The 13,401-nt window shown below is 26.3% G+C and carries 16 protein-coding genes; 11 read left to right on the top strand and 5 right to left on the bottom strand.

Going from position 1 to position 13,401, the window contains the following annotated elements; all coding sequences use genetic code 11:
- Positions 1–260: 260 nt before the first annotated feature.
- Both ABVS04_RS14110 and ABVS04_RS14115 read left to right on the top strand, forming a co-directional pair.
- Entirely contained in the window at positions 261–959 is a 699-nt protein-coding gene (locus tag ABVS04_RS14110; RefSeq protein ID WP_368031410.1) for a Bax inhibitor-1 family protein, read from the top strand.
- A 37-nt stretch (positions 960–996) separates the two neighbouring features.
- The gene (locus tag ABVS04_RS14115; protein ID WP_368031411.1) at positions 997–1,404 is read left to right on the top strand and encodes a thiamine-phosphate pyrophosphorylase; all 408 of its coding nucleotides are present in this window, start codon (positions 997–999) and stop codon (positions 1,402–1,404) included.
- On the opposite strand, the gene ABVS04_RS14120 is transcribed toward ABVS04_RS14115, so the two are convergent.
- The gene (locus tag ABVS04_RS14120) at positions 1,356–2,051 is read right to left on the bottom strand and encodes a methyltransferase domain-containing protein (RefSeq protein ID WP_368031413.1); all 696 of its coding nucleotides are present in this window, start codon (positions 2,049–2,051) and stop codon (positions 1,356–1,358) included. The two genes, ABVS04_RS14115 and ABVS04_RS14120, sit on opposite strands and share 49 nt — an antisense overlap.
- Before the next feature lie 106 nt (positions 2,052–2,157).
- Here ABVS04_RS14120 and secG point away from each other — a divergent pair, with 106 nt between their 5' ends.
- From secG to ABVS04_RS14165, 9 genes are read left to right on the top strand one after another with little or no spacing between them, the layout of a single operon-like run.
- Positions 2,158–2,514 carry a preprotein translocase subunit SecG gene (gene secG / locus ABVS04_RS14125; RefSeq protein ID WP_368031414.1) on the top strand — a complete coding sequence of 119 codons (357 nt, stop codon included), beginning with the start codon at positions 2,158–2,160 and terminating at the stop codon, positions 2,512–2,514.
- Between the two features lie 20 nt (positions 2,515–2,534).
- Positions 2,535–3,476 carry a polysaccharide deacetylase family protein gene (locus ABVS04_RS14130; RefSeq protein ID WP_368031415.1) on the top strand — a complete coding sequence of 314 codons (942 nt, stop codon included), beginning with the start codon at positions 2,535–2,537 and terminating at the stop codon, positions 3,474–3,476.
- Positions 3,477–3,489: 13 nt separating this feature from the next.
- Entirely contained in the window at positions 3,490–4,047 is a 558-nt protein-coding gene (frr, locus tag ABVS04_RS14135) for a ribosome recycling factor (protein WP_368031416.1), read from the top strand.
- A 2-nt stretch (positions 4,048–4,049) separates the two neighbouring features.
- Positions 4,050–4,658, top strand: coding sequence for an orotate phosphoribosyltransferase (pyrE, locus tag ABVS04_RS14140; protein WP_172128241.1), 609 nt, complete (start codon positions 4,050–4,052; stop codon positions 4,656–4,658).
- A complete protein-coding gene (locus ABVS04_RS14145; RefSeq protein ID WP_368031417.1) occupies positions 4,658–5,140 on the top strand; it encodes an RDD family protein in 483 nt (160 codons plus the stop codon). The genes pyrE and ABVS04_RS14145 overlap by 1 nt, the downstream gene beginning before the upstream one ends.
- A complete protein-coding gene (locus ABVS04_RS14150) occupies positions 5,140–6,228 on the top strand; it encodes an MFS transporter (protein ID WP_368031418.1) in 1,089 nt (362 codons plus the stop codon). The genes ABVS04_RS14145 and ABVS04_RS14150 overlap by 1 nt, the downstream gene beginning before the upstream one ends.
- Before the next feature lie 44 nt (positions 6,229–6,272).
- Entirely contained in the window at positions 6,273–6,926 is a 654-nt protein-coding gene (locus tag ABVS04_RS14155; RefSeq protein WP_368031419.1) for a hypothetical protein, read from the top strand.
- Between the two features lie 35 nt (positions 6,927–6,961).
- The gene (locus ABVS04_RS14160) at positions 6,962–8,776 is read left to right on the top strand and encodes a mechanosensitive ion channel domain-containing protein (RefSeq protein ID WP_368031420.1); all 1,815 of its coding nucleotides are present in this window, start codon (positions 6,962–6,964) and stop codon (positions 8,774–8,776) included.
- Positions 8,777–8,823: 47 nt separating this feature from the next.
- Entirely contained in the window at positions 8,824–9,789 is a 966-nt protein-coding gene (locus tag ABVS04_RS14165; RefSeq protein ID WP_368031421.1) for a DUF475 domain-containing protein, read from the top strand.
- 10 nt (positions 9,790–9,799) lie between these two features.
- Here the strand turns inward: ABVS04_RS14165 and mgtE are convergent, their stop codons facing one another.
- From mgtE to ABVS04_RS14185, 4 genes are read right to left on the bottom strand one after another with little or no spacing between them, the layout of a single operon-like run.
- A complete protein-coding gene (gene mgtE / locus ABVS04_RS14170) occupies positions 9,800–11,164 on the bottom strand; it encodes a magnesium transporter (protein WP_368031422.1) in 1,365 nt (454 codons plus the stop codon).
- A 2-nt stretch (positions 11,165–11,166) separates the two neighbouring features.
- Positions 11,167–12,150, bottom strand: coding sequence for a zinc transporter ZntB (gene zntB / locus ABVS04_RS14175; RefSeq protein WP_368031423.1), 984 nt, complete (start codon positions 12,148–12,150; stop codon positions 11,167–11,169).
- A gap of 12 nt (positions 12,151–12,162) precedes the next feature.
- A complete protein-coding gene (locus tag ABVS04_RS14180) occupies positions 12,163–12,900 on the bottom strand; it encodes a YaaA family protein (protein ID WP_368031424.1) in 738 nt (245 codons plus the stop codon).
- A gap of 8 nt (positions 12,901–12,908) precedes the next feature.
- Positions 12,909–13,325, bottom strand: coding sequence for a YchJ family protein (locus ABVS04_RS14185; RefSeq protein WP_368031425.1), 417 nt, complete (start codon positions 13,323–13,325; stop codon positions 12,909–12,911).
- Positions 13,326–13,401: the final 76 nt, after the last annotated feature.

Genomic DNA, 13,401 nt, shown 5'->3' on the forward strand with positions numbered 1-13,401 from the left:
TTCTGCCTTTGTCAAGAGCTTTTTGTACAAATTTTACAATTTATCGTTTTTTTATGCTTTTATTCCTCTTTTACTTACTTTTTATAGTGAATTTTCAACTTTTTGTAAAAATTGTATATTTTTTATTCATTTCTATTAATCATCTATTTACTTTTTTCATCTATTATTCCTATTAACAGTGTAATATATATGTTATTTAAAGATACTATTAAGTCTAACAATATAAAATTACGCCAATAAAAAATAAAAAGGAAATAACTATGTATAATAGAGATTATTTATCAGATCAATCTACACAATATACACAAGAGTCTTCTCAAGCTCAATTAATGAGTTTCTTGAAAGCTACTTATCAACTATTTGCTGGTTCTTTATTAGCAGCAACTGCTGGTGCTTATATTGGATTAGGAATTGTTTCACTACTTATGGGACCTGTAAAATGGGTTTTATTTGCTGTTGAATTAGCATTAATCTTCTTTGTTATCCCAAGAGTTAAACATACTCCAGGTGTTAACTTAGCAGTATTATTTGCTTTCACATTTATTACAGGTTTAACAATTGCTCCTTTATTAACAGCAATTTTTGCAATGCCTGCAGGTGCTTCTATAGTAGGTCAAGCGTTTTTAATGACTTCAGTTGCATTTGGTGGAATTTCAATGTTTGCAATGACTACTAAAAGAGATTTCTCTTCTATGGGTAAATTTTTATTCATTGCTTTAATTATTATGATTGTTGCAGGTATTTCAAATATCTTCATTCAATCTTCAATGATGCAATTAGCAATCGCTAGTGCTGGTGCACTTTTATTTTCTGCTTTCATTTTATATGATACGCAACAAATAATCAAAGGGAATTATGATTCTCCTATTGAAGCTGCATTATCTTTATATTTAGATTTCTTTAATTTGTTTATATCTTTATTACAAATTTTAGGAATTATGAATAGCGATGACAAATAATAAAACTAACTCTTAATTGAGTTAGTTTTAAACTACTATGAATAAACAAAATCACCTAAGACTTATTGATGCTAACTTAAATAGAATACGTGAAGGGATTCGAGTTGTTGAAGATATATTTAGATATGTATACAACGATAAACAAACCGCTATTAAACTAAAAGAGCTAAGACACTTATCAAGACTTAATAATTACATAGAATTACTTGAAACAAGAGATGTTAAAAATGATGTATTAAGAGGCTCTATAAAGAGTGAGCAAAATAGAAGTGATTTAAACTCTATATTAATTGCAAATTTTAAAAGAGCTCAAGAAAGTTCACGTGTTTTAGAAGAGTTTTGTAAACTAATATCTATCGAAGATAGTGAGAATTTCAAATATATAAGGTATGAACTTTATAATTTAGAAATTGTTTTAACAAAAATTACTTCAAATTCTAAATAGTTAATACTGTACTCTTTATATAATTTTTTAGCATTTTTAAAATCTAGTGTTGCACTTGCCCCACTAACACCAGATTTTTTTATATAATCAAATAAATCTTTTTTATTATCAAATTCTAACTTATACATTATTGTTTCAAATTCACATTCAAAATATTTTGAAAATGCTTCTTTTATTGATCTTTCATCTAATATTGGTGATTTTGTTTTTGTAATTTCTTGTATTGTTTTAAAAGTATTTGATGTAAATAAAACTGCATTTATTTCTTTTGTTATCATTGATAATTGTTTTATGATTTTAGATAAATCTTTTGACCATTGAAGCGCTGATGATGACAGAACTATATCATAAGAAACATTTTTAATTTCATCTAAAAACTCTTGACTATCAAAATCAAAACATTTCACTTCAATGTTTTCACCCTTTGGATGAAGTTCACACATTGAAGCTGAAAAATCTATAGCCTTATAATGTTCTATATCCCAAGAAATATATTTATAAACTTGCCCTGAACCACAACCTAGTTCTAGAATTCTCTTTGGTTTTGTTTTTAGCTCTCTGACTAGTGATTTCGCAACAATTTGTTGAATAATATTATGATTTTTATACTCTTTTGCATATTTTGAAAATTGATTTTTAACTGACAAGTTTTCTCTTTATAAATGGCTTAAAATAAGGTTTAATATTTATTTTAACTTATTTTTAATAAGTTTTAGATAAAATAGCTACCATTTTTTAAAAAGGAAATAGATAATGACATCTACACTTTTAATCGTTCAGTTTGCTTTAGCAATAATACTAACAATAGTAATTTTACTTCAAAAAAGTTCAAGCATAGGTCTTGGAGCTTACAGTGGAAGTAATGACTCTTTATTTGGTGCTAAAGGTCCAGCAAACTTCTTAACAAAGGCTACAATGGCTTTAGGATTAGTGTTTGTAATAAACACTGTTGCCCTTGGTTATTTATATAATGAACAAAGAAATCAAAGTGCTGTTGATTCAATTAAAACAGACTCTTTAATCCCTTCAACACCTATAACACAAACTGAACAAGCTGCTCCTGCTGCTCCAACAGCTATTCCAGTTCCAGCAGTTCCTGAAAATAAATAAGAACTAAAGAGTAAGAATATATGAAATATTTCTTACTACTTTGCCTTAGCTATTTTTATGTTCAAGCTAATGCACATATTTTTGTATATCATCGTTTTGGAGATGAAAAACATCATAGTACAAATACAACTTTAGAAGAATTAGAAAAAGAGTTTGAATACTTTAAAACTAATAATTATAAAGTTGTAACTGTATCTCAAATAGCACAAAAACTAAAAAATGGTGAAGAAATTCCTAATAATTGGGTTGCTTTTAGTATTGATGATGCTTATAAAAGTTTTTATACTAATGCTATTGAAATATTCAAAAAATATAATTATCCATTTTCTCTTTTTGTTTATGTTGAAGCAACAGATAAAAAATATCCTGATTTTATGACATGGGAACAAATAAAAGATGCTTCAAAATATGGTGAGATATCTTTACATTCTTATGGACATAAACATCTTACTAAATTATCAAATGATGAAATTTTTCATGAAACAAAAAAGGCTTATGATATTTTTGTAGAAAAAGTAGGATTTGAACCTAAGGGATATACATATCCTTATGGTGAATATGATGAAAGAGTAAAGGAAATAATCAAAAAATTCAACTTTGAATATATCGCAAATCAAAATAATGGTTCTGTAAATAACAAAAGTGATATTTATGATTTAAATAGAATAGCACTTGTTGGTGATGTTAATTTAAAAGAAAAGTTAAAATACAATACATTAGAAGCTACTTGGATAGAACCTAAAGTTTACCCAAAAGACGGTAGATTAAAACATGTGAAAGTACAGGTAGATCCTAGTATAAAAAATGCAAAATTATTTATATCAAGCTATGGTTGGCAGGATATCAAAGTTAAAAATGGTATAATTGACATCAAATTAGATAAAAAACTAAATTTAAATAGAAATAGAGTAGCCATTAGCACTAATTACTATACTATTTCAAATAAACTATTAATCAAATAAAAGGAGAAAATATATGTTAGAAGAAATATATGCTCAAACTAAAGATCATATGGAAAAATCTATCGAAGCGTTAAAAAAAGATTACAAATCTTTAAGAACTGGTAAAGTTAACCCAAATATCTTAGATGGTATCAAAGTTGATTATTATGGAACACCAACTGAATTAAGTCAAGTAGGTTCTGTTTTATCTCCTGATGCGACAACTATTGTAATTAACCCATGGGAAAAAAATCTTTTAGGTGTAATTGATAAAGCTTTACAAGCTGCAAATATTGGAGTTAACCCAAATAATGATGGTGAAGTAATCAAATTATTTTTCCCTCCAATGACTGTTGATCAAAGAAAAGAAACAGCAAAACAAGCAAAAACAATGACTGATAATGCAAAAGTTGCAATTAGAAATATCAGACAAAATTCTAATACAAAAGTTAAAAACCTTGTAAAAGATAAAGAAATCACTGAAGATGAGAGTAAAAAAGCTCAAGATGAAATCCAAAAAATAACTGATTCTTTTGTAGTTAAAGCTGATGAAACTTTAAAAGCAAAAGAAAAAGACATTTTAACGGTTTGATGATGAACGTAGCACAAATATATAAAGATGCTCAAGCATTATTAGAAGGTCACTTCAAACTAAGTAGTGGAAATCACTCTAAATTTTATTTACAATCAGCTAAAGTTTTAGAAGATCCTAAAACTGCTAAATTATTAGCTGAAGCCCTAGCAGCTCAAATTAAAGAAGCGGGTATTAAAGTTGATGCTGTTTGTTCTCCTGCGCTTGGTGGATTAATAGCTGGATTTGCACTTGCAACGGCACTTGATGTAAGATTTATTTTTGCAGAACGTGTTGAAGGTGAAATGTCAATAAGAAGAGGATTTGAAGTAAAAGATGGGGAAAACTACATTATCTGTGAAGATATCATAACAACAGGTGGAAGCGCTTTAGAAGCTGCAAAGCAAGTTGAAAATGCTGGTGGAAACATCGTAGCATATGCAGCACTTGCAAACAGAGGATTCTGTTCAAGAGTTGGAAGTGATATTGAAGCAAAAGATAATTGTAAATTACCTCTTAATAAACCACTTTTCGCACTTGATGATTTTACATTTGAAATGTATTCTCCTGAAGATTGTCCTATGTGTAAAGAAGGAAGTATTGCCTACAAACCAGGTAGTAGAGGAAACTAATGTCTAAATGGAGAGATGTAAAACAAAATAGAGTTAAAGAAAGAAATGTTCTTAACTCTAAAATAAAATCACCAAAAAGTGATTTAGCATCTCTTGGTTCTAGATTAAAAGCTTTTCTCACAGATACTTTTTTAATCACAACTCCTATACTTTATATCGTCATATATTTAGTTATGGGAAGTGGTGAAGAATTTGCTCAAAATAGATCTTTGGGTTGGGGAATTATTTTTGCAATTCATGCAAGTATAATTTTGATTTTTTGGTTAAAGAATGGACAAACACCAGGATTAAAAGCATATGATATAAAACTTGTAGACAGCATTACAAAACAAAGAGTCTCTGTTATTCAAGTATTAATTAGATATATTACAACTTTATTCGCTGTTATTTCTATTTTTTTACTATTTCTACCTTTTTTTAATAAAGATAAAAAGACTATTCAAGATATATTTTCAAATACAATTATCATCAATGATAAATAATGTTATTCTTTAACCTATCTGCATTTTACTTTTTTTATTTTGCGGCTGTTGGCGTATATATAATATTTTTACCAAAGGTACTTCACGATATTGGATATAGTACTTTTGATATAGGTATTGTTTTTGCACTTGCTCCACTTATGAGATTTATTACTCCATTTATGTTTTTAAAACATATTAAACTTGATCAAAATATGTTTAAAATTGCCCTATTCTTATCTGTAGTTTCATCTGCATTATTTTATTTAACAATTGATAGTTTTTATCTTTTTTTAATAAATAATGCCATATTAGGTGCTTGTCTATCTTTGATATTACCTTATCTTGAAGTCACTGCAATTTCAATTCTAGGAAAAGAAAAATATGGAAAATCTAGACTTTATGGTTCAATTGGATTTATGCTTATATCTTTGGTTTTAGCAAAATTCTTATCTGAACCACATATTGCACTTCACTATTATTTATTTTTGAATGTTTCAACTGTAATATTTGCATTACTTTTATTAAAATTTGACGTTGAACATAAAACAACACAAAAAGAGGAATCATTTTCATTCTTTAAATATTGGCCTTTTTGGTTGAGTTTATTTTTCATGCAAATGAGCTTTGGTGGATTTTATAATTTCTTTACTATTTATGAAACTACCCATGGAATAAGTTTAGAAATGACTTCTTATCTTTGGTCATTTGGAGTTATTTGTGAAATATTAGTTTTTTATTTCCAAGCTCCTCTTTTAAAAAACAATCTTCTAGCCATAATAAAATTTTGTGTTGGAATAACAATATTTAGATGGCTTTTATTATATATCTATCCTGAATCACTAAGTATTACATTCATTACTCAATCTCTTCATGCTTTTTCCTTTGGACTTTATCATAGTTCTGTAGTTATTTATCTATATACTTTATATGAAAATAAAAAATTAGCACAACAATTTATGTATGGAGTTGCCTATGGGTTAGGTGGTTTTGTTGGGGCATTAATTGCAGGGGCAGTTTATGGAGAGTATCTATTTTTATATAGTGCACTATTTTCTTTGATTTCTTTAATTGCTTTATTTTTTGTGAGGAAAAATCAAATTTTGTAGTATAATTCGAAAAATATATTCGATATAAAAAAGGATGCAAGCAATTGCCAGCAAAACATTACTCTTCTATATTTAAAGAGATAAATAGTTGTAGATTCCTAAAAATTCAATCACTTACTTTATTTATCATAACTTATGTTGATTGGACTTTAATTCCTTTTGTAACTAAATTTGAAGGTACTTATTTACCTGTATTTATGATTAGTTTCTATATGCTCATTGGAGCACTTGATGGTTTTATTCAACCCTTATTTAAAAATATAAAAATTCATAATATATATTTATTTGCAATATTTTTAGATATTTTCCAAATATTTTCTTATTTGGTTTTCTCTTTTTCTGTAATTGTTTTTACTTATGTTATATTAACTGTATTTACAATTCAAGGTATTACTTTTGAAATAGCAAGAATTCACACAGTTGATTTTATGCAAGATGAAAAAGTAGAATTAAAAGATTATTTAATGATTAGATCATTAATGATTTCAGCAGCGATTGTAGCTGGAAGCTTAAGTTCCATGCTCTTTGATTATTTATCAATTAATCTAAATTATCTATTTATATTTTTATCTATTGTTGGTATGATAGGAATATATTTCCAAATTATCTTATATAAAAAATTTAAAAAGAAAACACTAACATCTGTGATAATTGTAGAAACTGACAAAAAAGAACTATTTGAAAAATTTAGAATTTAACTAAAATTTTTATAATATATAAAAAAGGAAAACAAATGAAATTAATATTTCTAATACTATTTTTAATTACAAACTCTTTTGCAATTGCAATTGATAAAAGTTGGTATGAAGATACAAATGAAAATTTAACAAAGATTTATGATGAGCAAGCTAAAAGAATTAGTTTAATTAAAAATAATGCAGTAAATGAAGAAAAAGAACAAATTGATTATCAATTATTACTATTAAAAAAACTTCAAACTCTTATAAAACAAGATGATACATTTTCTTTTCCTGAAACTATTGAAATAGATTCAATAGATTCTTATATAAAAAAAGTAAAAGAGTATATAAAAATTGATTCTGAATATATAAATAAGCAAAATGAGTTTAATGATACTTCAAAAAAAATTGAAGCTTTAACTGAACAAATAAGCAAGTTTACTGATAAAAATGAAGTCCAAGCAATAAATGCTCAATTACTTTTTGCCTTTTATACATTAAAAAATAAAACTAATAAAACAGCAATTGATGCATATGCAGAATATCAAAAAAGATTTAAAAAAAGATTATTAGAAAGTATTGATAGTTTAAAAATTCAAGAAAATGAAGAATTAATTACAAAAATTCAAAAAGCACAAAGTAATTATGAACAGATATTAAAAGATGAGAAAAAGATATTACTAGCTTTAGACAAAGCAATTATTAGTGAGAATGCTAACAAGATTGAATCTCTTAATAGTAATATTATAGAGTTACAAAATGAGAAAAATAAAATAGTAGATAATATAATTTACTTAAAAATTGAAGAATTATTGCCTTATCTAAAAAATAAAAAATCTCAATATTTTGATTTAAGTAAAAATTTACAATCTTTTAATACAGAAAATGGTTCAAATTATGACTCATTAGTAGAATTATTTAAATACTTATCAAGGGAACGTATTGGAGTTGCTAAAAGCACATTTGCAGATACAAAAGAGAGTTTTTTAGATATATTAAGATATAGCTGGACTGAAATAAATAATCCTATAATTCCTATAGGAGATGGGGTATCAATTCTTGCTGTAATTAAATTTTTCTTGATATTTATTTTTGGATTTACAATAGCAATATTTTATAAAAGAAAAATATCAAATGCATCAGGATATTTAAAAAACAGTTCACCTGCAACAAAAACTATGCTTGCAAATCTTGGATATTACTTCCTTGTAATATTAACATTTGTATTTGCTCTAAACTCTGTCGGAATAGATTTATCTTCTCTTACAATATTAGTTGGGGCATTATCAGTTGGTATTGGTTTTGGTTTACAAAATATAGTATCAAACTTTATATCTGGAATTATTCTTATATTTGAAAAATCTATTCAAGTTGGAAATATTATTGAAATCAGTGATCAATTTAGGGGAAGAGTAACTCAAATAAATATGAGAAGTAGTGTTATTAATACTTTTGATAATATTGATATTATTATTCCAAACTCTACTTTAATGCAAAATAATGTAATAAATTTAACATTTTCTGATGATATTAGAAGATTACATGTACCATTTGGAGTTGCTTATGGAACGAGTTCTGATTTAGTAATTGAAGTTATATTAAATGCTTTAGCAGAATCTGATTTAATTTATATAAAAGATGATGAAAGTAAAATACCAAAAGTTTGGATGACTGGAATGGGAGCATCAAGTGTTGATTTTAAATTATTAGTTTGGATAAATGCAAATACAAATAAGGCAGGTGTGGATTCATCAAATATGTCTGATTTCTTAATTTTTATTTATAAAACATTACAAAAAAATAATATAGAAATACCATTCCCACAACTTGACTTAAATATAAAAAAACCATTGACTGAAATACTTTGAAATATTTCGCCTATTCTTTTATTATTACTTTTATAGCCTTAGGATACATGGCCTTCCTAGGCTTTGAACAAGGAGGTTTAGAATTATCTTTAGATTTCCTATGGTTAACACTTGTTTTAATTCTTATGGAAATATCACTATCTTTTGATAATGCTATTGTAAATGCATCAATTTTAAAACACTGGAATGATTTTTGGAAAAAGATATTCTTAACAGTTGGTATATTTATTGCAGTATTTGGAATGAGACTTTTATTTCCATTATTAATAGTAGCGTTTACTACAAATTTATCAATAATTGAAGTATGGACTCTTGCTTTAAATGATCCTGAACAGTATTCAAAAAAATTAGTTTCTCATCACATAGAAGTTTCTGCATTTGGAAGTATGTTTTTACTTCTTGTATTTTTAAATTTCTTATTTGATAATAAAAAAGAAGTTTACTGGATAGGTAGGTTTGAGCAAAAACTTGCAAATTTTGGTAAAACAAAATTTATATCTTATATTACTTCTTTACTAGCATTGTTTTCTTTTTCACTTATCGTAGAAGATGAAAAAGTGATTGACTTTATTATTGCTGGACTTTGGGGAATTGGAGTTTATCTAGCAATTCATATAATGACTCATTTTTTAGAAAATAGTGGAGAAAATGTTAAAGATCTAATAAAATCAGGAAGTATAGCTGGATTTATATATCTTGAAATTCTTGATGCATCTTTCTCTTTTGATGGAGTAATTGGTGCTTTTGCTATTACAAAAGATATTATCATTATAATGGTAGGACTTGGTGTTGGAGCAATGTTTGTAAGGTCTATGACTATTTATTTAGTTGAAAAAGGAACTTTAAATGAATATGTTTTTTTAGAACATGGAGCACATTATGCAATTGGAATTTTAGCTTTTATTATGCTTTTAAATATAAAATATCATATTCCAGAAGCTATAACTGGATTTATTGGCATTTCATTTATTTTATTATCTTTATACTCTTCAATAAAATATAATAAGAGATAAAGCTCTCTTATTATAATAAAATTACAGTTGCAAGGCCTAAGAAACTAAAGAAGCCTACAACATCAGTAACTGTAGTTAAAATTACAGTTGAACCAATAGCTGGATCTATTCCTTTTTTTTGTAAAATAATAGGGATAACTGCTCCAAAAAAACCTGCACTAAATAGATTTATAATCATAGATATGGCAATAACTACTCCTAAAAGAGGAATATTAAACCAAAGATATGCAACAAGACCAATAACTGCTGCAAATAAAAATCCATTTACAACAGAAATCATAACTTCTTTATATATAATCTTTTTTGCATCTTGATAATCTATTTCACCTAATGCCATTTGTCGCACGGTAACTGTAAGCGTCTGAGTTCCTGCATTTCCACCCATTGAAGCAACAATAGGCATAAGAACCGCAAGGGCTACAAAAGATTGAATAGTTGCATCAAATACACCAATAACCAAAGAAGCTAATACGGCTGTAATTAGATTTATCCCAAGCCACATAGCTCTATTTCTTCCAATTAGATAAATACTTTCCTCATGTTCTGCATCATCACTAACCCCAGCAAGTGAGTATAGTTGTTTTGTATCTATTTGTTGAATAATATCATGGATATCATCATGTGTAATTCTTCCTAATAACTTATTATTACTATCAACAACTGCTAATGCACTTAAATTATAGTTTGTAAACATCTCAACTGCATCTTCAATATCTTCTTTATCATTTAAACTATAGTTTGTAAATTTTTCTTCAGAGATATCTGCATAATTTAAACTATAATCAATTAAAATAAGTTCTTCAAGACCAATCGAACCTATATATGTACCTTCAACTGTTACTATATGAGCGTGAAAAATATTATCTAAAATATCATCTTCTTTTAATTGTTTTAATCTTTTTAATGAATCTCCAATATTTTCATCTAAAGAAACTTTGAAGAGCTCATTTTGCATATAGGCACCTGCTTCATCTTCTTCATAGGAATTAAGGTGTTTAATAGTTTGCTTATCTTCTTCATTTAATTTAGATAGAATAATTTCTGCTGCTTCTTCATCATTTTGCGAAATATTATAAATAAGCATACTTGCATCATCACTATCCATTTTTGAAGTAATATTAGCAATTTTTTTATCACTTAGAACATCTGAAATCTCTTCTTGAACATAATTTGGCATTTCACATAAAATTTCTGCAAGTAATTCACTTGGCATTTTTCTACAAATATATTCATAATCATCTTCATTTATTTCTCTTAATTCTACAAGTTCTTGAGCTAAATCATAAGGATGTCCTTCAAATTCATCATTCTTAAAATCTGCTATTATTCCTAAAAAGTATTCTTTAGTTATTATCTTTTCTTCTGTATTTATCATATTTAAATCCATTTCTTCTTTTTAAATATCCAATATTGGAAACTAACAATTGCTACTAATATTAATGAAAATATATTAAATGCATTTTGGTTCTCAGCCCCGGGTATTCCACCTATATTTATTCCTAAAAGTCCCGTTAAAAAACTTAATGGCAGAAATATAGCAGAAATAATAGAAAGTACATACATTTTTTTATTCATTTGATCACTTAAAATATTTGATAATTCTTCTTGAATTAAAGCTACTTTATCTCTTATTGTATCTAATTCTTCAATATGCCTTATTAATTGGTCATTTGTTTCTCTTAGTTGCAATCTTTCATACTCATTTATCCAAGTAATTTTATCATGATAAAGTTTATTCATTGCCTCTTTTTGAGGAAAAAGATATCTTCTTAAAATAATAGCTTCACGTCTAATAGCTAATATTTCATTTCTAAATTTTATATCACTTGAATCTATTATATTCTCTTCTAAGAAATCTGCCCTATCCTCTATTTGATCAATAATTTCTTCCATTCTATCTGTAATTCTATATGTTAAATCTATCAAAAATTCAGAGGCACTTTTAGGACCTTTTCCTTTTTTTAAACTTCCTACTAATTCACCTATTGATAAAAGGTTTCTTCGTCTTGTACTAATTATTAAATTTGATGAAACATATAATCTAATAGAAACCATATCTTCAGGTTTAGAATTTGGATTTAAATTTACACCTCGTAGTGCTATTAATAACGCATCTCCTAAAATAGTTGTTCTAGGTCTTGTTTCCTCTGTTAAAAGTGCATCAATAGCGATTGAATCAATATAACTTTTATTAGTAATCCAATCTATTGCCTCAGAACTTGTATAATCAAAATGTAACCATAAAATTTTATCTGCTTTATCCACAGTATCAATTTCTTCATAACTTAATTCTTGAGCAGATCCTTGTTTATCCAGTAAATAAGCTTCTACAGGTTTATTTTCTAATATATCATTTTTCATATTATTCTGCTTTTAAATTATTGAATAAACTATTTCTGTTTTATTTTTTTGTTTTTTAATTTCTTCAATCTTTAAATTAGGAATCTGCATATTCATTAATTCATCTATAGTTTTCACATTATTACTGGCAAGAAGTTTTAAAATAACTCCCCTATATGCCTTTGCCCAATGGCTTACTACCTTCCCATCTTTTATAAATTTCATTGTTGTATATGGCTTATTTATTTTGTAGAATTTTTCATAAAATCCTGCTCTTAAATCTATAATGTCTTCATTTTCTAAATATTCATCTAATATAGATGAAAAGTTATCATTATAAAATTTCTCTATTTTTAAATTATCAAAAGTTTCACCTTGCTTTAATTTATAATCAGGAATTAAATCACCAGCACTAATAGGTCCTAGTAAATTAGAAAAAATCAAAACATTTTTATCAATATAAGATTGTTCAATTTGATTTAGTTTAGGATATTCTAAATAATCATATGCAACACCATCATATCTATTAATAGCCTTCATTGTAAGGCCATCAAATAAATTTTTAGAGTATTGAGCTATTACGTCCTCTTTTTTAGTTCCAAATAATTTAATTAATTGTTCAATTGATGCATTTGATATATATGTTTGATATTGTTTTAAAATTTCCATTCTTTTTTCAAAAAATTCTGGGAATAAAAAACTATCTTTATTAATAGAAGGATTAGCGCCTCCTTGAATTTTTGTTTCACTTGGGGAAAATAGTATTTTCATTTTTATCCTTAATCTATAAATTGACCGTCAACATAAAGCCATTTTTCAGCATCTTTTAAAAATCTACTTTTTTCAGTAAAAGATATATCTTTATTATTTTGTTTTAAAGTTGCTTTAAATGTTACAAAACTTTCTTTTTCTTGATTTATGAAATCTAAAATTTCTAGTTTTCCAAAATTTGTATTTTGTGAGAAAATCAAAATATCTTTTTTCCAAGAATTTATATTTTTTGTAAAGTCTGGGTTATCTTTATGTGTTGTAGAGATAATATAATCGATATTTTCTACTGCAAAAGCACTAAATCTTGATTTCATTAATTCAAGAGCAGTTTTGGGAAATACGATTTTATCATGAAAAGGTTTACAACATTTTTTATATTTTTGTAAAGAGCCGCAAGGACATGGGTTGTTAACAGGTAGTTTCAAATTAGTCCTTAAAAATTTTTAAGGGATTCTATCATAATTGAGGAAAAAACTAAAGTAAGAATATACCTTACTTTAA

It is taken from the genome of Arcobacter sp. s6, assembly GCF_040884245.1.
In the GTDB taxonomy this organism is placed as follows: domain Bacteria; phylum Campylobacterota; class Campylobacteria; order Campylobacterales; family Arcobacteraceae; genus Aliarcobacter.